Origin of the sequence: Treponema primitia (genome assembly GCF_046533075.1) — a bacterium.
Taxonomy (GTDB): Bacteria; Spirochaetota; Spirochaetia; order Treponematales; family Breznakiellaceae; genus Termitinema; species Termitinema primitia_B.
On record NZ_JAJQRB010000034.1, the window covers coordinates 70,079 to 88,094 of the forward strand.

The 18,016-nt window shown below is 55.8% G+C and carries 18 protein-coding genes and 1 pseudogene; 8 read left to right on the forward strand and 11 right to left on the reverse strand.

Annotation, left to right across the window (positions count from 1 at the left end):
* The first annotated feature begins 1 nt into the window (after nt 1).
* Nucleotides 2–646: a hypothetical protein gene (locus LQZ19_RS06525; protein ID WP_411046856.1), complete on the forward strand. Its 645-nt coding sequence runs from the start codon at nt 2–4 to the stop codon at nt 644–646.
* Here LQZ19_RS06525 and LQZ19_RS06530 read toward each other — a convergent pair.
* The 5 genes from LQZ19_RS06530 to LQZ19_RS06550 all read right to left on the reverse strand — a co-directional run bounded on the left by LQZ19_RS06530 (nt 638) and on the right by LQZ19_RS06550 (nt 5,563).
* The gene (locus LQZ19_RS06530) at nt 638–2,653 is read right to left on the reverse strand and encodes a hypothetical protein (RefSeq protein ID WP_411046857.1); all 2,016 of its coding nucleotides are present in this window, start codon (nt 2,651–2,653) and stop codon (nt 638–640) included. The two genes, LQZ19_RS06525 and LQZ19_RS06530, sit on opposite strands and share 9 nt — an antisense overlap.
* A gap of 31 nt (nt 2,654–2,684) precedes the next feature.
* On the reverse strand, nt 2,685–2,924 hold the full coding sequence (locus tag LQZ19_RS06535; RefSeq protein WP_411046858.1) for a hypothetical protein: 240 nt from the start codon (nt 2,922–2,924) through the stop codon (nt 2,685–2,687).
* A 37-nt stretch (nt 2,925–2,961) separates the two neighbouring features.
* Nucleotides 2,962–3,456, reverse strand: coding sequence for a type II toxin-antitoxin system VapC family toxin (locus LQZ19_RS06540; protein ID WP_411046859.1), 495 nt, complete (start codon nt 3,454–3,456; stop codon nt 2,962–2,964).
* Nucleotides 3,372–3,572 (reverse strand): antitoxin AF2212-like protein, encoded by a 201-nt coding sequence (locus tag LQZ19_RS06545; RefSeq protein ID WP_411046860.1) that lies wholly within the window; start codon nt 3,570–3,572, stop codon nt 3,372–3,374. Before LQZ19_RS06545 ends, LQZ19_RS06540 begins: the two co-directional genes overlap by 85 nt.
* Nucleotides 3,573–3,838: 266 nt before the next feature.
* Nucleotides 3,839–5,563 carry a tetratricopeptide repeat protein gene (locus LQZ19_RS06550; RefSeq protein WP_411046861.1) on the reverse strand — a complete coding sequence of 575 codons (1,725 nt, stop codon included), beginning with the start codon at nt 5,561–5,563 and terminating at the stop codon, nt 3,839–3,841.
* Nucleotides 5,564–6,055: 492 nt separating this feature from the next.
* Between LQZ19_RS06550 and LQZ19_RS06555 the strand changes: the two genes are divergently transcribed.
* Genes LQZ19_RS06555 through ligA form a run of 3 tightly spaced genes read left to right on the forward strand, consistent with a single transcriptional unit; the run spans nt 6,056 to nt 9,361 of the window.
* The gene (locus LQZ19_RS06555) at nt 6,056–6,706 is read left to right on the forward strand and encodes a hypothetical protein (RefSeq protein WP_411046862.1); all 651 of its coding nucleotides are present in this window, start codon (nt 6,056–6,058) and stop codon (nt 6,704–6,706) included.
* Nucleotides 6,707–6,718: 12 nt separating this feature from the next.
* Entirely contained in the window at nt 6,719–7,387 is a 669-nt protein-coding gene (gene trmB, locus LQZ19_RS06560; protein WP_411046863.1) for a tRNA (guanosine(46)-N7)-methyltransferase TrmB, read from the forward strand.
* Nucleotides 7,388–7,390: 3 nt separating this feature from the next.
* The gene (gene ligA, locus LQZ19_RS06565) at nt 7,391–9,361 is read left to right on the forward strand and encodes an NAD-dependent DNA ligase LigA (protein WP_411046864.1); all 1,971 of its coding nucleotides are present in this window, start codon (nt 7,391–7,393) and stop codon (nt 9,359–9,361) included.
* 172 nt (nt 9,362–9,533) lie between these two features.
* Here ligA and LQZ19_RS06570 read toward each other — a convergent pair whose 3' ends face one another.
* Together LQZ19_RS06570 and LQZ19_RS06575 are read right to left on the reverse strand one after the other, a co-directional pair.
* Nucleotides 9,534–9,773: a hypothetical protein gene (locus LQZ19_RS06570; protein WP_411046865.1), complete on the reverse strand. Its 240-nt coding sequence runs from the start codon at nt 9,771–9,773 to the stop codon at nt 9,534–9,536.
* Between the two features lie 9 nt (nt 9,774–9,782).
* Entirely contained in the window at nt 9,783–10,118 is a 336-nt protein-coding gene (locus LQZ19_RS06575) for a hypothetical protein (protein WP_411046866.1), read from the reverse strand.
* 48 nt (nt 10,119–10,166) lie between these two features.
* On the opposite strand from LQZ19_RS06575, the gene LQZ19_RS06580 reads away from it, so the two are divergent.
* Both LQZ19_RS06580 and LQZ19_RS06585 read left to right on the forward strand, forming a co-directional pair.
* Nucleotides 10,167–10,322 carry a hypothetical protein gene (locus LQZ19_RS06580; RefSeq protein ID WP_411046867.1) on the forward strand — a complete coding sequence of 52 codons (156 nt, stop codon included), beginning with the start codon at nt 10,167–10,169 and terminating at the stop codon, nt 10,320–10,322.
* Nucleotides 10,319–10,459, forward strand: coding sequence for a hypothetical protein (locus tag LQZ19_RS06585; protein ID WP_411046868.1), 141 nt, complete (start codon nt 10,319–10,321; stop codon nt 10,457–10,459). The genes LQZ19_RS06580 and LQZ19_RS06585 overlap by 4 nt, the downstream gene beginning before the upstream one ends.
* A 45-nt stretch (nt 10,460–10,504) precedes the next feature.
* On the opposite strand, the gene LQZ19_RS06590 is transcribed toward LQZ19_RS06585, so the two are convergent.
* The 3 genes from LQZ19_RS06590 to LQZ19_RS06600 are packed head-to-tail and all read right to left on the reverse strand — an operon-like array spanning nt 10,505 to nt 15,272.
* Complete coding sequence (locus LQZ19_RS06590; protein ID WP_411046869.1) at nt 10,505–12,877, reverse strand: tetratricopeptide repeat protein; 2,373 nt, start codon at nt 12,875–12,877, stop codon at nt 10,505–10,507.
* A gap of 1 nt (nt 12,878) precedes the next feature.
* The gene (locus tag LQZ19_RS06595; protein WP_411046870.1) at nt 12,879–14,807 is read right to left on the reverse strand and encodes a tetratricopeptide repeat protein; all 1,929 of its coding nucleotides are present in this window, start codon (nt 14,805–14,807) and stop codon (nt 12,879–12,881) included.
* Nucleotides 14,808–14,858: 51 nt separating this feature from the next.
* Nucleotides 14,859–15,272 carry a hypothetical protein gene (locus LQZ19_RS06600; protein WP_411046871.1) on the reverse strand — a complete coding sequence of 138 codons (414 nt, stop codon included), beginning with the start codon at nt 15,270–15,272 and terminating at the stop codon, nt 14,859–14,861.
* A 93-nt stretch (nt 15,273–15,365) separates the two neighbouring features.
* Here LQZ19_RS06600 and LQZ19_RS06605 point away from each other — a divergent pair, with 93 nt between their 5' ends.
* Both LQZ19_RS06605 and LQZ19_RS06610 read left to right on the forward strand, forming a co-directional pair.
* Complete coding sequence (locus tag LQZ19_RS06605) at nt 15,366–15,614, forward strand: hypothetical protein (RefSeq protein ID WP_411046872.1); 249 nt, start codon at nt 15,366–15,368, stop codon at nt 15,612–15,614.
* Between the two features lie 46 nt (nt 15,615–15,660).
* Nucleotides 15,661–15,891 (forward strand): hypothetical protein, encoded by a 231-nt coding sequence (locus tag LQZ19_RS06610; protein ID WP_411046873.1) that lies wholly within the window; start codon nt 15,661–15,663, stop codon nt 15,889–15,891.
* 265 nt (nt 15,892–16,156) lie between these two features.
* Here the strand turns inward: LQZ19_RS06610 and LQZ19_RS06615 are convergent.
* Nucleotides 16,157–18,016 (reverse strand): annotated as a pseudogene (locus LQZ19_RS06615) (hypothetical protein); the annotation flags it as partial.

Consider the following 18,016-nt stretch of genomic DNA (forward strand, 5'->3'; position numbering starts at 1 on the left):
GATGAGAAAGAAGACGCCATTCCTGCTGCTCGCCGCTGTTCTTGTGTTCAGTTCCTGTGTGGGGGCTGCTACGGAAATCGTGATACGCCGCGATGGTTCAGGGACCATAGCAATGGAGTACCGCCTTTCCCGGGAGTTTGAATCCCTGGGGAAGCTGGACGGCAACGAGCGCTGGCCCCCGCTGCCGGTGGGAAGGGCTGACTTTGAACGGACCGTAGCCCGGGTCGAGGGGCTTTCCTTGCGATCCTTTACCACAACGACCACCGAGAAGGACCTGATCAGCCAGGCAAAACTGGATTTTGCCAGTCTGGAAGCCCTGGTACGTTTCCTGGATGCCTCGGGACAGCAGGCGGCCCTGACCGGGGAGGGGGGAAAGAACCGGCTTACCCTGGGTTTTAAGGGCGCCCCTGACACGGACCCGCAACTGCTGGCCCTGGTTTCAACGCTTATGGAGGGCTATTCCATGGATTTCAACTTTACCCTGCCGACAGACGCTGAACTGCATATCCTGGACGGGCATGGAGGCGTCCTGACAAGCCCTCCGGTGGGAATCGTACGTGTACAGGGAACTAAAGTCGGCTTTTCTTCCCCCATGGCGGATCTACTCTCCTCTTCAGAAGCGGTAAACCTGGAAATACTATGGTAGCCCAATGGGATAGCGGTGAATGATCCTCAGTTGAAAATCCTCCCCCGGCTGTTCCGGATAGAGCGCCTCCGCCCGGAGGAATCCCGAAAAATCAAGGGGCACCACAATTTCTGTGATAAAGGGATTGGGAGGTCCATCCCCAAGGACAAATTCGATAGAATTCCTATTTGAGGAATCACCGTCCTCAATATTCCGGACAGGCATGGGGGCGGCGTAAATAACCGGTATTTCATTCGCCAGGGCGCTGTCCAGGTACAGGTTAAACCGGAGGGGCTTTCCCGGCGCTTTCAGGGTGATATCCAATGTCCGCCGTTCCAGTAGAATGCGATCCTTCACGTCCATCCCAAGAAAGTTAGTATTCCCGGCGCCATCGTCCTGGATTCTCTGTACCGGTTGTTTGACCGGATAACGGGTAAAGAAGGATACACTTATCCCCAGAATAACTACGGTGAAAACGAGAAATGCAAGCCTTGGAATCATAGGTACAAGCCGTTTTAACCTGCCGGGGCTGGTTTTTTTATCCCTCACCGGCAGTAACAGGGTTCCTCTTTTTAGGGTGATGAAAAACGGCAGGGATATCAGGGCGATATAGAGGATAATTGCGGTATTCCCTGAAAGTATGAGTGATCCGAGCCGCCTGTTTCCTCCCAGGACAACGGTGAGCAGCGTGGAGAACCCCCGGAAAAATGCCAAGAAGCTGCAGAGCCAGACGAGCAGGGGCTGTTTTATACAGGCCGCCATGAAGGTAAAGACAAAGATCCAGAGAAATATGGGAATAAAGGTGATGTCAAAGAATGCGGCCAGAAGTATTTCCAGGGAAACCAGGATTACCGAGGCGTTACCGTAGAAATTTGCCCTTCGGGGTACGTAGATCAAATTTCCCAGGGGAGAAATGAAGGTAAAGAGGGCGATCCCAAGCAGGATCTGCGCCGCCGTGGTTCCGTAAAAAAGCCCGGTCCCGGGAGCAAACCTTTTTGCTCCGGACAGAAACTGAAACGTCAGGGCCGCTCCTTTTAACGAAAGAACCAGCAGTATGTAATACAGTAAAAGTATCCAGGATCGCTTGAGAAAGACCTTCCATTGAACGACCAGCCGAAACCGGAAAACCACAGAATAGATGAGAATTGCAAGGAAAAGCAGGGTTGCAATAGCCAGAAAGAATATCACCGTGGTATATTCGGGTATAAAAAAAGTTTTTCCGGCGAATTGGAATATCAGATAATGATAATCGGGATTTTCTGTCCCGATGTCTATGGAAGGGGCATATTCAAACAACAGGGTATCCAGGTCTATGCGGGGAACTTCGCTGCCGCCGGAGGCGGTATTGGAGCCCGTAAGGTACAGGGCCGGCAGTCCCCGGGAAAGGGCGAATTCCAGGGCCGGTGGACCATCCGCCAGGGCGAGCTTGTATATTTCATTGGAACTGATACCCAATGTATAGGGAATTGCCCGGGAATCGCAAAGCCGTCCCAGGGGCTCCAGGATATTCATGGGCGCCAATTCCCTCCGCGCTCCGTGGTGGATAACCATTTCCGCAATTTCTCCATACATATCCAGATATATCAGGGCGGTATCCTCGGGAACTTCCAGCCGGGAATAGAGATCCCGCAGGCCCAGGTTAGGGGGGGCCGACCGTTCATCCCCCAAAAAGGCTACCAAAATATCGGTTTTAGACCCGGTTTTAAGGATTCTGTCCATAAAACCCAGGGCAACCTCAAAGGCATAGGGAAAATCCCGCCGGTCGTCCCCGGTAAAGGAAAGGGGTACAGCCAAAATGAAGGTCCCCGATTTTTTTCCTTCTCCATTGTCAGAGGCGGGAAGGGATACATGGATAGAGGAGCCGAACCCGCCGTACTCGGTGAAGAGGGAGCGGAGTTCAAAGGGTATTTTTCGTTCCTTCAGGATACCCGTAAGCATGGTCCGGCGGGAATCTTCTAAGTCGTTACCAAAAAGAACACCGGGCAGGATAAAAAGGAGGGTTAAAACTAGGCGCCGGATAAAAGTCACCTGTCAAAGATAGACCTTAGAACTACCCTCGTCAAGAAAGGGATGTACACCCGATGGGGCAGGTAAAAACGGCGCAGCAGGTTTCCCGGTCATTCGAAAAAACGCCGGTGGGGGAGGGTGAGCCCCGCTGCGGGATGCTTGTAGAGTCTGCTTCCGCAGCCCCGCTGCGCGGGTCTACGGAAGCAGGGAATTCCAAATATCCCGCAGCGGGGCTCACCCTCCCCCACCGGCGCCTGTTCGTAAGGAGCTGTTTAACACTACTTCCCTTCACAGTAAACGCCCATGGTGCCAGGCACGCTTTTCTTTTGCTATTGGTCCGAAACGCCGGGAGAGACAACTTGAAACCCCAGCGCCCGTGCCGCCGCAAATTGCCGATCGTCATAGGTGATAAACCGTTCTGCCGCGCAGGACTGCGCCGTTGCCAAGTGGATTGCGTCCAGGGAGCGGAGGAACGCATCCCCCGAGGGCAGCATCATCCCCGCATTGTGCAGGATTTCATCGGAGGCCGAAAACAGCCGCACATTCGCCAGCGCCGCCGAAATGGTCCCCTGCTCAATCCCCTCACGGTGCGCCGCCCGCCGACACTCGGTCTCCAGCAAGTTGCTGGAACAAATCGTATGCGCAGCGCTCGCCTCCGTCAGGTACTCCCGCAGCGCATCAGACAGATCCTCTTCAAAGAACACCTTCAAGAACGCCGACGAGTCGATATACTGCCGCACTAGAGCCGTTCTTCCCGGCCTTCCCGCAGAATCTCCAGGGACCCACGCCCCGAAGTCGCCCGCACCCGGGGAATCTCGTTCCACGCCATCCGCTCTGAGGTATCTTCAATCGTGATGGTCGCCCGGGTTTTTTCCGGCACCGACACCGGGCTTTCCGGCACAAACTTTCCGTCTTCAAAAAAAGCGCTTATGACCAACATACAAGCCCCCTGCCATTAATTATACCATACCTGGTTCTGTTGAGCAAATGTTCCCCGCCCCGCCCTCCCCAACAAAAACGGCGCTGCCGGTTTCCCGGATACGCCGTGTGGTGCCAGGCACGCTTTGGTTTACCGGTCATTCGAAAAAACGCCGGTGGGGGAGGGGGAGCCACGCGGTGCAGGCCCATGGTGCCAGGCACACTTTTCGTTCATCACCAACCATTTGCTGTGTCATCAGTACCCCCATAGGGGAGTGGTTTGCCCCTTTACTTAAACTGCTCAAGATTACTCCGCGCATACTGATTATTCGGGTCAATTTCTAATGCCTTTGTCCAGTCCGCACGGGCATGGGGCCTATCGCCTTTTTTGTTGTACGCAATGCCCCGGTTGTTATAGGCGTAGGCATCATTCGGGTCAAGCCTGATCGCCTGGGTATAGTCCGCGATTGCTAAATCGTAGTCGCCTTTGTCATAATACGCATAGCCCCGGACGACATAGGCGGTGGCATCATTTGGGTCAAGCCTGATCGCCTGGGTATAGTCCGCGATTGCACGGTCGTAGTCCTTTTTTTCGGCATACGCATCGCCCCGGGAGGAATAGGCGTAGGCATAATTCGGGTTAATCCTGATCGCCTGGGTATAGTCTGCTATGGTCCGGTCGTAGTCCTGTTTGAAGTAATACGCTAAGCCTCTGTTGGTATAGGCGTTGGCATGATTCGGGTCAATTCTGATCGCCTGGGTATAGTCCGCAATAGCCAGGTCTAAGTCCCCTGTGCTGGCATACGCATTTCCCCGGTTGTAATAGGCGGAGGCATCATTCGGGTCAAGCCTGATCGCCTGGGTATAATCCGTAAGTGCCCGGTCATAGTCCCCTTTGTCATCATTATACGCATTGCCCCGGTTGTAATAGGCGGTGGCATTATTTGGGTCAAGCCTTAACGCCTGGGTATAGTCCGCGATTGCCCGGTCGTAGTCCCCTTTGTTGCTATACGCAATGCCCCGGTTGGTATAGAAGGCGTCACTATTGGGGGCAATCTTAATCGCCTGGGTAAAGTCTGCGATGGCCTTATCCTGGTCCCCTTTGTTGCTAAATGCCCGTCCCCGCTCGCTATACGCGATGGCATTATTGGGGTCCAGCTTAATCGCTTGGGTAAAGTCCGCAGTTGCCCGGTCAAAGGCTTGCTGCTGGACGGGGCTCGCCTTCCCGCCGGTGTTGTAGGACGAGAAGCTGCTGAAATCATCTTCCATGGAAATTACTTTGCTTACGCTGGCGAACAGCGCCCTGCCCCGCAACATATAGGCCGCGCTTAAATCCGGGTCAAGGTTCAAGGCCTCAGTAAATTCCGCTATTGCCATTTCAAAGTCGTTCCGGGTGGCAAACAATATGCCCCGGTCAAGGTGCGCCCCCGCAGTTTTCCCCTGGGCGCTGTCGCCGTAACTGGCGGACACCGCAACAACCTTGTTCTGCCTGACATCGGCGATAAGGCTTTTCAGGGAGCGGCCGTTGGTAACATTGAGCCGGGTGGAGCTTTCCTGCACCGCCGTCTCCACGTTGATTCCCGCAAGGCGGTACCGGTAGCGGTCCCCGGCCTTGATAAACTGGCCGGTAATTACATATTTCGCCCCCAGGAATTTCCCGATGGACACGGCGGTTTCGTCGCTCACGTCCCCGGACATCTGGAAGTTAAGCTCTTTGTAGACATAGGCCAGGTTCCGGCGGTCGGCCACCTCAAGGTTCCCGTCGGTCAGCGCCCCCGCGAGTTCGTCCATGATATAGTTGGAAAGGTTTTCGTGTTCCGATGAAAAGGCGGCGATTGCCACCCGGGTTCCCTTGGGTAGTTCCGCGCCGATTTCCTCCGCAGACTGATCGATAGCTTTCTCAAGGGAAAGATTATCCGCGCCGCCTTTCGCGCCGGTTCCGCCCATGCTGGCGCAACCCGCCATGAGCAGAACCAATACCAGCGCAAAGACTTGTCTTACACACCATTTCATATTCAATACTCCTTATTTGCGCGGTCTAATACAGCTTTTCCCTTTCTTGTCTCCTCTGTCAATGGGTTAGAGACTTGCCGTGATCGCCCTACAGCAGAATCGCCCAGCCCTTTCTGCATAGTATGTGGCATCGGCGGGCGCGAGAAGGGGCATGCAGCAAAATTGCCCGCCCAGCCCTTTCTGCGTAGTATGTGGCATCGACGGGTGCGGGAAGGGGCATGCAGCAGAATCGCCCAGCCCTTTCTGCGTAGTATGTGGCATCGGCGGGCGCGGGGAGGGGCATGCTCGACTTCATGTATATGGAATTCCTCACTGGAGGAGACCCGAAGGGGCTCCGTAAGTGAATTCTACATGCACATGAAGCCGAGCATGCCCCTCCCCGCGCCCGTCTTTGCCGATAAAACACAAAAAACCTTCGAACAAACCAGCCCAGCTCACACACCTTGTTTTTTATCCCCCCCCGGGGTTATAGTTTGTCTTAAGGATAGTTCTGTGTATCGTTCAATGTTGTGTTTTTTAATTTCCCTATCCCTGCTATCGGCCCTGTCCTGTTCCCGGGCGGAACCGAATATCGCCTTTGGAACCCTCAGGCTGGTTTATTTCCAGGGGTCCCGGGGTCCGGAGGAACGGTTTTCCTTTTTTGTAATCCCCGAGGATGATGATGGCATTGAGGATCTTTCGGATCTCTACCTGTACCATGACCGGGAGGGGCTTTGCTGGCATTTGACCTCGAATGACTGGGTGGTTCTCTCCAACGAAGGGCAAACCTGGATAGGCAGCAGGAATATTGCTATGATTGATGACGGAGCCCTGCCGCGGGGTCAGTTCCGGGCGGTTCTGGTTGACAAAGGGGGTGAACAGACGGAGCGGCTATTCTCTTTTGACGCCCCCCAGGAAGCCCGGCATCCCTTTCCGTTTTTGCATATCAGTAACGGCCGTTACAGTATAGAGTCGGAATATCCGGAACATTATTTTATCTGTTATGACGGCGCAGGAGCTTTTTTAAAAAATATTCCTGTTGAATATTCCGAGGGGGATCTCTCAACGCTGGATATGCCCAAGGAAACCCGGGCCGTTGCCCTATGGGATGAGGAAAGCGAATATTTTACATCGGCCTTAACCGATGTGGTTTCCATACGATAGGGTAGTAAAACTATGGCATACGGTATCAAAAGTTATGTTCTTCGCGCCGGTAGGATGAGTGTTGCCCAGCGCCGTTCCTATGAAACCCTGTCCTCCGGCTTCTGCATCCCCTTTACGGCGGCCCCCTTGGATTTTTCCCGGGCCTTTGGTAATGAAAACCCCGTAACCCTTGAGATTGGTTTTGGCATGGGCATAGCCACCGCCATGATTGCCCGGGAAAATCCGGAGAAAAACTATCTTGGTATTGAAGTCCATCGTCCCGGCATAGGCAGGCTGCTCTGGGAAATTGAAAACCAGGGGCTTTCAAACATCCGCATCATTGAATACGATGCGGTGGATGTGCTGGGGAAAATGATAAACGACGCATCCCTGGCGGGTATTCATATCTTTTTTCCCGATCCATGGCCTAAAAAACGCCACCATAAGCGGCGTCTTATCGTTCGGCCTTTTACCAATATGCTCGCAGAAAAGCTGCTTCCCGGCGCGTACGTCTATATGGTTACCGACTGGGCGGATTACGGCGATTGGGCCCTGGCGGAACTGTCCGCAACCCCGGGTCTGAAAAACCCATACCCGGGCTTTGCGGAGCCCCAGAGTTGGAGGCCTCAAACAAAGTTTGAAAGGAAGGGGCTGGAAAAAGCCCATGAAGTAAGGGAATTGTTCTTTATAAAGGAAGGATGATGGATGATCAACAAAGATAGAATATCTGCGCTTGAGCAGTTAATTCAAAAATATCAGAAATCCTATTACGACGGCGAAGCGGAAATTAATGACGCCGAATTTGATCTGCTCTGGGATGAATTAAAGACCCTTGATCCCGCCAATCCGCTTTTTGCTAAGGTGGGGGCGGATAATACCGACGGCTTCCCCAAGGCCAAACACCTTATCCCCATGGGGAGCCAGGAGAAAGCCGCCAACCCCGCCGAGTTCCGCGCATGGGCTGTAAAGATGGGCCTTGGTTCCGGTGACGGCGATTCAGCGGCCGGATCAGGGCTGGCCTTCATTGTTCAGTACAAACTAGACGGCGCCAGCCTGGAGCTTCAGTACGAGAAGGGCAAACTGGTCCGGGCTATTACCCGGGGGGATGGGATCATCGGCGATGAGATTACCGCAAACGCCCGGCGTATGGCCGGGGTGCTTCCCGCTTTGTCTGTCCCTTTTTCAGGCGGAGTCCGGGGGGAAGTGGTGATGAGCCATGCGGTTTGGCAGGAAAAGTACACCGACAAGGCAAATTGCAGAAACGCTGCGAACGGACTCATGCGCCGCAAGGATGGCGCAGGCTGTGAGGACCTCAATTTAATTACCTACGATGCCGCAGCGGAGGGAGACGATGCTTATTTTAAGGACGAAAACAAAAAAATAGAATGGCTAAAAAAACAGGGCTTTGAAGTTACGGTTACCAAAGAATTTTCCGATCCCGAAGAAGTAATTAAGTACCGGGCGGATGTGGCGGCCATGCGGGAAAAACTTCCCGTGGATATTGACGGCCTTGTGGTAAAGGACCCCCGTACGGATATGACGGACCTGCGCAGGACAAGGCCGGAAAGACAAATCGCCTTTAAGTTTGAATTGGAAACCGCCTTCAGTATACTCCGCTCCGTTGAATGGAGTGAAAGCGGCGCCACCTACACTCCTATTGGGGTGGTGGACCCGGTGCGTATTGCGGGGACCACGGTACAGCGGGCCAACCTTAACAATCCGCAAATGATCCGGTCCCTGGGCCTTATGATAGGTTCCGCAGTTTCCGTGGTGAAGCGCGGGGAGATTATCCCCAAGATCGAAGGACTTGCCCCCGATGGATCTCTTGCCGCAGAATTACTGCCCGCCGAAAAAACAGAAATACTGTTTCCAAAACACTGTACATCCTGTAACACGGAGCTTGTGGACGGCGGTACCCGGCTGTACTGCCCAAACCCCGGCTGTCCCAAGCGGCTCCACCATCGCCTGGAAAAATGGGTGTCGGTACTGGATATACGGGAGCTGGGGGAAAAGCTGATCCTTCAGCTCTTTGACAAAGGCCGGGTCCGGCAAATCGCCGATTTTTATACCCTGGAAGCGGCGGAGCTTGCCGGATATGAGCGCATGGGAGAACTGTCCGCCGCCAAGGTAGTCCGCCACATCCGAACACCCCGATCCCTGTCCCTGGCGGCCTTTGTTGCGGGCTTCGACCTTGAAGGGGTGGGGGAGACCATTATGGACAAGGTTGCCGCCGCCGGATTCGATACCCTGGAAAAACTCCGCTCCGCCCCGGTGGAAGAACTTGCCGCCGTTTACGGCCTGGGGGAGATCACCGCCCGCACTATTGCTGAGGGACTTGTGGAAACCGCGGAGGAGATGGATAGGGTTCTCTCCGGGGGAATCATCAGTATTACCCCTCCGCTTCCTCCGGACGCCGCTCCTCTGCGGGGGATGTCTTTTTGCTTTACCGGGGAGCTTGTCTCGATGAAGCGCAATGAAGCTGAAGAAAAGATAAAGGTTTTGGGGGCATCTGCGAAATCATCGGTTGTAAAGGAGTTGTCCTATCTTGTAACGAATGATCCTGAATCGGGGTCGGGGAAAAATGTTAAGGCGCGGAAGTTGGGGGTGGCTATTATTAGTGAGGAGCAGTTTTTGTCTTTGTTGAAAGATCCTGGTAGTGTTAGTGTTGGTGTTTGAAAGAGAGAGTATCTTTTCTAAATGTAGCCGAACTAGATGAAATCCTAAAAAAAGCGGCGGTCATCTTTGCGAAAGCGCCCCTCCGGTTCGTCATGGATTCGGTGGGTAAAGGCGTGGCGGATTGCCGCCTCGGTAAGGCCCCGTGTCACCCTTGCGTGGTCTGGTTGACCTATTATGCGGAAGTGGGCATTACTTTCTCTTGGATAAGCTCGTCAATAATCTGGGCGGGTGTCAGCCTATTTGACACTGCTCTCGTCAAAAGATAGTCTGTGGAGAGTTTGCTTAACCCCAATTGGCGTAATTCCCGCTGTATGAGCCAGTCGCTGCCCGGAGGGCCAAATTTGGGGACCGTGCGGGTTAATTCCTCGTCCAGGGCATCGTATTCTTCGTCAGTCAGGTCGTTATAGGTCATGATGTTCTCCTAATCCCGAAGCCGCTCAAGCACGCCGGGCCGCAGGGCCATCGCATGGAAGACCTTTATGGTGTCCTCGCCGATCATGTCCCTACTATAACGTAAAAATGGCCCGGAGGCAAGGGCGCTGAAATATGAGAAGCGCCTGATACCCAGACTTTCCGGAGGCGCCTCCGGACGTTCAATCTGCCTAAACCGACGCTCTATCTGCCTACCCCCAACGCTCGGTTGTCTACGCCGGAGGCGGTTTGGCGCCGCTAAGGGCAGATTTGGCGCCGGGCGCCGTTTTCCCTTCCGTTTTCTTCCGCTTCCCCCTCCCAAAACCGGTGCCTGGCACAACATCATAAACTTAAGGGATAAAGGGAAGCCTACGATACTGGAAACAGGGGGTCTATGGCAGACTGGGAAGGGATACAGCGGTTTGGTGAATTGCAGGAACGGATTTTTAGTGAAAAACTGAAAAGCACGGCCCGGATAGCCGGGGATGAGAGCAGTTGGACCCGAAAGTGGAACAGGATTTTTGGGCACAGGCGCTGGTCTTTAACATGACCCAGGATTTAATAACGATAGCGGAGAGGAAAGCAGCTAAGAGAGCCAAAAAGAAAGGGCTCCGGTATGAGGTGAGGATAAATGAAAACATAGTAAATGGAACTATTTCAACAAATATAAATATAACCAAAAACTGAGCTTTTGAGGCTTAAGTTTATGATGTTGTGCCAAGCGCCCTTTCCCTACCGTGTCCCGCTGCGCTCCTCGCCGTTGATTGGCGGGATACGTAGGAGCATACCGGGTAGTATGAAATCCGGATCGCCCCGGCGGGGGAACGCGTCCTTGTTGGCTTCATAGATACGTTTCCACTTTGTCCAATCGCCGTAGATGTAATCCCTCTGGGCAATGCGAACTAAGCTGTCGCCACGGACAACCCGGTAGAAGGCGGCCAGCGCGGGGGATTCTTCTTCCCGCTCCGTTTCCGTAGGCCGCTCCGTTTCCGTAAGCTGCTCCGTTTCCATCTGCCAATCGGCGTCCATCCACTGGGTTGTTACCAGGCGGTCCGAGTAGCTCAGGGGCTGCCCCAGGGTTTCCCGCCAGGTTCCCAGGTAGGGATACTGTTCTGCCAGCTTTGGGTCGGCGCCCTGCAAATAACGGTACTCACGTTCCGCCCCGGCATAGTCCCCCTGCTCATAGCAGGTCCGGGCCAGGCCGAGCCGGGCCAGGACGGTTCCCGGCTCCCGGCCCAGGGCTTCCCGGTACAGGCTTTCGGCGTCATCGTATTGGCCCCGCACAAAGGCTATGTTCCCCAGGTTGACTGACGCCGGGGCGTTTGAGGGTATGCGGCTTAGTTCGGTTTCCGCATTGAGGAGCATCCCGGTCTTTCCGTATAAACTGCCCAGTTCGTTCCGGGGAACCATGGTCCGCGAAGGAACAGCGGCAATCCGTTCTTCCAGTTCCCGGGTCAGGGGACGTATGAGAAACCCGGCATAGATGTTCAGGGAGTCCTCAATAGCGTTAATAAGACTGTCCTCATCGGGCAGCTCGGGCATCTTGTCCGCAGCATCGCTCACACTTACCGGCTTATAGCGGGCCCAGGATTCCTGCATGGGGTAGAGGCTGCGATCCGATCCGGCATTCCGCCATTCCTGCGCCCCGGTCCGCCAGGCTTGATAAAAGGGCGCGGCGGTCAGGGTTATTTCCAGGGGAACCCAGGCTTTCCCGCCCTGGTAAATCAAATCATCGGGGAGAAAAAATTGTTCCCGCCCTTCTTCTTCGGTGAGCCCTGAATCAAAGGCCATATAGATATGTCCCGGTATGGTGATAAACGCCGTGTCTATGCCCAATACTTCCAGCATTGAACAGAACAGTATGGAAAGATCATCGCAGTCCCCGCCCCGGTAATACAGGGTCTGGTAGGGATAGTTCAGGGTATCCAGGCTGCTTGCGTTTTCCGACAGTTCAATATAGGAGCTTGAGGGATCAATGACATAATTAATGCCGTAGACCTTGAGGGCCTCAAACAGGCCCAGGGCGTATTGGATATTCCGGGGAATACGATCTGGGGAGCCCTTAAAGGGCCTGAGCCGGGTATCGGTAATGGACTGCACATACCGGGCAAAGAATTTTGCTGCGGGGTCCCGGGATGACACAAAAGATGCGGCCCGGCGGTCATCGTCCCAGCTCATGGCGTTCCGGTGGTAGATGGGCATTTGCAGGGGCAGTTCCGCCTGCTTAACCTGGCTCAGCGCCTGATAGTCAATACGCAGGGACGCATTGACGGTAATGTTTTCCGTCAGGTCCATCATGGCTTCATTAAACAGGGCGGTTACCGGGACATCCACGGACTCCCCGCGCTTAAGATGGGGTATGGTATAAAACAGGGTGGGCTGCCCCATGTACCGCTCCAGGTAAAAAGAAAGCTGCACATTGTTTATAGCGGTGGGTTCCTGGTTGGTGACCCGCACAGAAGCTAGGGGGTTATTTTCATACCAGGCGTAGGAAACGGGAAATACCGGCTCCTGGGTTTTCTTTTCCCCAGCTATCCTGGATTCCCGGCGCAGCAATTCTAACAGGTCCAGGCGTACTCCCAGGTTAAGGCCCAGGGTATTGAGGAAACTGCCGGGAGTAATACTGTGCCAGTTGTAATCTGCGGCGGCATAGAGGGCTATAGAGGGAGTAAGGTGAAAATCGGCGCCAAGGCTCCCCCCCAGGCGCAGCCGGGTGTCGGCGATATCACCCCAGGCGTAGCTGTAATGAAAGATCCCCCCGTTTCCTTCCGCCCAGAGGGAGAGCCGGTCCAGGGCGCGCCACTGGAAAAAAACCCCCAGCTTCCCCTGGGTAAAAACAATGGGAGACCCGGTTTCCACGGCAATCTGGAAAAACCCTCCTCCAAGCCGTAAGCCCATGAAGGGCCGCCTCTGGGGGCGAAAGCTAAAGGCCCACTCCGCAGCTCCCTCCGCCCCGAAACCGGGCACAAAGACGCTCTCCCCCAGGGGAATGGCGGCGCCCGGGGAAAGCCGCAGGGCAATGCTGTTTTCGCCATAGGCAGCAGCGGCGGTAAGCAGCGAAAAGGCGATAAGCACGGGGAAAATCCGGCAGCATTTGTGTCCCACCCTATTCCCCCCGCTGCAGTGCCGTCTGGGCCAGGCCGTTTTTCGCGGCGGCGTTTTCCGGGTTCAGCCCAAGGGCCCGCCTGAACCAGGCTTCCGCCCCGGTAAAATCCTTATCAAGCAGGGAAAGATTCCCCCGGTTGGACATCCCCGCAGCGGAGCCGTACGACGCGGCCTGCTCAAAAACCGGCTTCGCGTCTTCCGGACGGTTGGCCCGCAGGAAGAGTAAGCCCAGCTGGTTCAATGAAGCGGCCGCAGGATTAGTGCGGATCTGATTTTGCAGGGCCCCTATCTTAGGATCAAGCTCGTTGTTTATGTAAATGGCAAGGGCAGTGTCCACCCGGCGGCTGAGGGCCCCTTCTTCCGGCCGGGCGCTCTGGGCCTCCACCGGGGGGACCACCGGAGGATAGGCCGCCCAGGCATCGGTAAACCTGACAAAATCAAGGTCCTCCCCCGCTTCAAAGGCCTGGTTCAACCGTTTGCTTCCCCCTTCCCAACTGTTCATAAAGCCGTTATTAAAATTCACCATGGAAAGGGGCATCCACATTTCATCATTGATAACCAAAAAATTTTCTATATTGGTAAAAAGGGCGCCCGCAGCAGCCTGGCTTATACCCAGAGAGTAGAGGACCATAAAATCATCCTTCAGGGGTATAATCGCGGCGGGAATGCCTGAGGATTCCAGGGTATTCGCATAGAGCAGGCCAATATCCACGGCGTTCCCGGAACGGAAAGCCAGGGTCTCCGAGGGGAACTGGATGCTGTCAATGTCAGTAACCTTGTCAGAGCCGGCGCTCTGCCTGAGCCCTGCGGTAAGAAGGCCCTCGTAGAGCCAGAGGGAAAACTGCATATTCTGGTTTAAGCCGGTGCGCCGTTTGCTCCGTGCCAGGCCTACCACATACTTGGCGTACTCCAGGGGCGCCGGCGCGGTGGGTGATACAAAGGCCGCAAGGCTTGCGTTATCCCCCCAGCGGTAGGCATTGCGGTTTACCACCCGCAACGTACTGCTGATGGCCGCCGTCCGTTCTGCCCCCAGGAAGGTATAGCGGATCACCACTTCCCCCAGGATACGGCCGTCCTCAGTAAAGTTAAGCAGCGCCGGGGCGAAGTCTGCGTACAGGGGCAGTTCCACACTGCGCCCCCGGCCAATGTAGCCGATATTCCCGCAGCTGATCTCCGATGACGTGTACTGCCCCGCCCGGAAACTCACCCGCACATTCCGTATCTCCGCATTTTCGTAGTTACTAATCCTGAGGGTCCCCGCGCCGTTCCGCTGGTAGAGGGACAGAAACAGGGGGTATACGGGCTCCTCCTGGATCAGGTCCAGATGCAGACCCGCAGCGCTTTTGGTGGAAAGGGTAAACTGGAAGCTAAGCCCGGCGTAGAGCCCCTGGTACAAGGCTCCGTCCCGGCGCTCGTTATGGTAATACCGGTAGCCGCCGTTCAGGGAAAGGGTGAAAAACGGGGCAAAGCGGAACCCCGCCTCCGCGCCGGCCCGCCAGTACCAGGAGGCGGCGCTGCCGTCATCCTGGTGCCCATAATGCTGAATAGTCTGGGAAAGCCCAAAAGCCCCATCCAGGGAAAGCGCAAGCCGGGAAAGGGGATAGCCGAAAAACCGCGCCCCCGCTCCGGCGGAATAGAGCTGGATATTTCCCTCGGCCCCCTCGACAAGATCCGCGTAGGCATACCCCCCTTCCAGGCCCAGGGAATACCCGAGCCCCCAGGGGTTGGTAAGGATGCTGGAAACATCCAGGTCAAACAGCAGGTCCCCCCCGTAGCCCATGGCATAGAGCCCGGACACGGTTTCGTCCAGGGGAATAAGCAGGAAGGGCCGGGGCCGCAGGGTAAAGTCCAGGGCCGGAAGCCGGGCGAACCGGCCAAAGGCCAGGAACAGGAGGAAAAAGAGGAGCGCCTTGAACTGCCGGGATATCATGCCTGTTTTCATCCTTTAACGTGACCTTGCCTTTTCTTCAGCGCCAGGCGCCTATTTAGCCCAGTCCAGGTCGGCGGCTGTATCGCTTGCCCGGGAAGAAGCGGTGGGAATATTGGACGCTCCCCGGGCATTTTCCGCCGCCGTGGAAGTGGTCACCGTTCCCCCTACAGAAATCCTGCCGTCCCCGGTTCCGGCGCTCAGCAGGCTTTCCAGGGCGCCCTGGCGAGCCGCCCGGATGGTCGACTCCTGGTCACCCTGCACGACAACCAGGACAGAATTAAGCCCGAGTTTCACCGTGGTAGATGCACTGAGGGTTCCCCCTACAGAAACAGAAACCCACTGGCCGGAAGGCTCCAGCTGGTCCACTTTTCCGGCAAAGCTTTTCACCGTGAAGGCATCCGCCCCAAAGGCAAAGCCCGCCAAGGCAAAACTCAACACCGTGCCAAGAAATAACGCTCTTTTCATTCAAAAACTCCTATTTCCGGGTTTACCATGGCCCCGGCGCCTGATCCACCTTTTTTCATTGCTCAAATTCCTCTTTTGCAGTAAACTGGAACCATGGCTGATGATATGACCGACGAAGAATATGACGCTCTGGACGAACTTTTGACCCGCACCACCCCGAAGCTTGCGAGTGGCCCCCAGCGCGGCTTCTTCACCGACCGGGCCCGCTTGCGCGAGGCTCAAACTATCATCGTGGATGCCGTGACGATCCAGTGGGTGCAAGACATGGCGGAAAAGACCCACAAGACCCCCACCGAAATCATCGGCGAGCTGGTCCGCGAGAAAATTGCCGCCTCTGCATAAGCGCGGCCTTGCTTTTAACCCTGCTATCTCATATCTTTGAACTATCATGACATCTACCTATACCTTGAATACCGGGGAACTAACCCCGGATTTTATCGCCACCCTGCGGAAGATATATCCGGGGAAGGACGTTGAAATTGTGGTCCGGGAAGCGGAAACCGATACCGAATACCTGCTCCGCTCTCCTGCAAACCGCGCGCAGCTGCTCGCCGCACTGGCGGACATCGAAAAGGGCGAACACCTGGTCTCCGTTCCTTCGGAGAAGCTCACGCCGTGAACATCACCTTTCATGAATCCGCCTTTACCGACCAAGTTACCATCGCTTCCTGTAAATACCATTACTGATACCATCTTCCCCTTCCTGTCCGGCAACGTGCTGCGCATGTTGCTTGTGGTGAAATGCTTCCCCGCTCCCCTCCGGCCCGTCCGGAGTTTGGCCCCGCCAAACTCCAAGAGACTTTGCGCAGCAAAGTCTCCGGGACCCACTCTTTTCCCGGCGCCATACCAGTACCTCATCGGGAACTCCCGGGGGGGTTCTTCCCCTACGGGGTGCTGGTTGTGGTTAGATCGCCGCCAATGACTAACCACTGCTCTTCGTCGCCGATAAAAGCCCCCTGGATTTCCGGGGTGCCGCGCTTTGAAGTTCCCCACGGCGCCCTAGCGATGGTAGGGCCTTGATTGGTGACGGCAACGTTGTCCCCTACAACGGTTCCGCCAGATATAAAGAATCTGGAGTTTTGCATCACGAACACCCCGCCTCCCCACTTGGCAGTATTGCGGCTGATGGTTCCCCCGCTCATGTGGAATGTCGCTGCGATTTCCAGAGTCCCGGCCACATGCACCCCACCGCCGTCACCGCCGGTGGTATTGCCGGTGATTGTTGCGTTATCCTTCATGGTGCAATTGCCATCGACCCCCAAAGTTATTCCGCCGCCGCCGTCACTGGTAGTATTAGAGCTGATTTCCGCGTTCCCCGACATGGTGAAGGTCCCATGAATCATAACCACCCCGCCGCCGTTGAGGCCGCCAGTATTGCGGCTGATGATTCCCCCGCTCATGTTGAATTGCGCTAGGGTACCCTCAGACCCGTCCATATACACCCCGTTGCCAGCGAAGTTGGCTTGATTGCCGCTGATTTCCGCGTTCCCCGACATGGTGAAGCGCTTGTCGGCCATAACCCCGCCGCCGTAGTTGGCAGTATTGCTGCTGATGGCTCCCCCGCTCATTTTGAATTCATTGGTCCCGGCGTTGTACACCCCGCCGCCGCCGTCGTCGGCTCTATTGCCGCTGATGGTTCCCTTGCTCATGGTGAATTTCCCGGCCGCAGACACCCCGCCGCCTTTGTCGCTGGCTTGATTGGTGTTGATGATTCCCCCGCTCATTTCGAAGGTCCCACCGGAGGCTATATACACCCCGCCGCCTTTGATGCCGTTGTTGCCGGTGATAATTTCCCCTCCCAAGCTCATTTTGAAGGTCCCGCTGTTCATATACACCCCGCCGCCGTTGGTGCTGGCGCGATTGCTGCTGATGGTTCCCCCAGTCATGGTGAAGGTCCCGCCGTTCACATACACCCCGCCGCCGTTGCTGCTGGTGCGATTGCTGCTGATGATCCCCCCGCTCATGGTGAAGATCCCGCCGTTCATATACACCCCGCCGCCGGAGTTGCTGGCAGTATTGTCGGAGATAGCTCCCCCGTTCATGGTGAAGGTCCCGCCGTTCATATACACCCCGCTGCCGAGGTTGCTGGAACTGGTATTGTTATTGTTATTGTCGCCGATGGTTCCCCCGTTCATGGTGAAGGTCCCGCCGTCCACCTTAATCAACGGGGCCGTGCTGGTATAACCCTTGCCGTCTATGGTCAGGGGGTTGCTTACCGCACTCGACCCCAGGGTTAAGCCGGAGCCGGTACTCACCGTAAAGACCGGGTTACTACTTCCAGATGACGGGCTGATGGTGACGCCTCCCGATTTGCCGGACACCAGTTGTACGTATTTGCCGCTAAGGGAAATGGTGCTGCTGGACACATCCTTCAACAGGGTGATCACCGCCGGTTCGGTCGCAGTCCCCTGTGCGGCGGTAATGGCGGAGCTCAGGGTGGTATAGCCAAGGCCGTTCATGGACGCGACCGCCATGCCCGAGCTGGTGGTGGACAGGAAGGTCGCAAATATGGTTGTGGCGTTGCCGGGCATGGTAAAGGTTCCGATGAATGGGGTTCCGCTGGATTCGGTTGTGCCGTATTTCAGGGACCCGCCTTGCAGCAGAAAATCGGTGGCCGGCGTTACGGTCACGGTCACGGCGCTGCCTTTGAAGGCGCCGGCGGGGGCGGTGATGGCGCCGTTACTGCTGATGGGCTTGGTAATGGCATAGATGGTATAGGCGTCGCCGTCGCCGCCGCCGCTGGC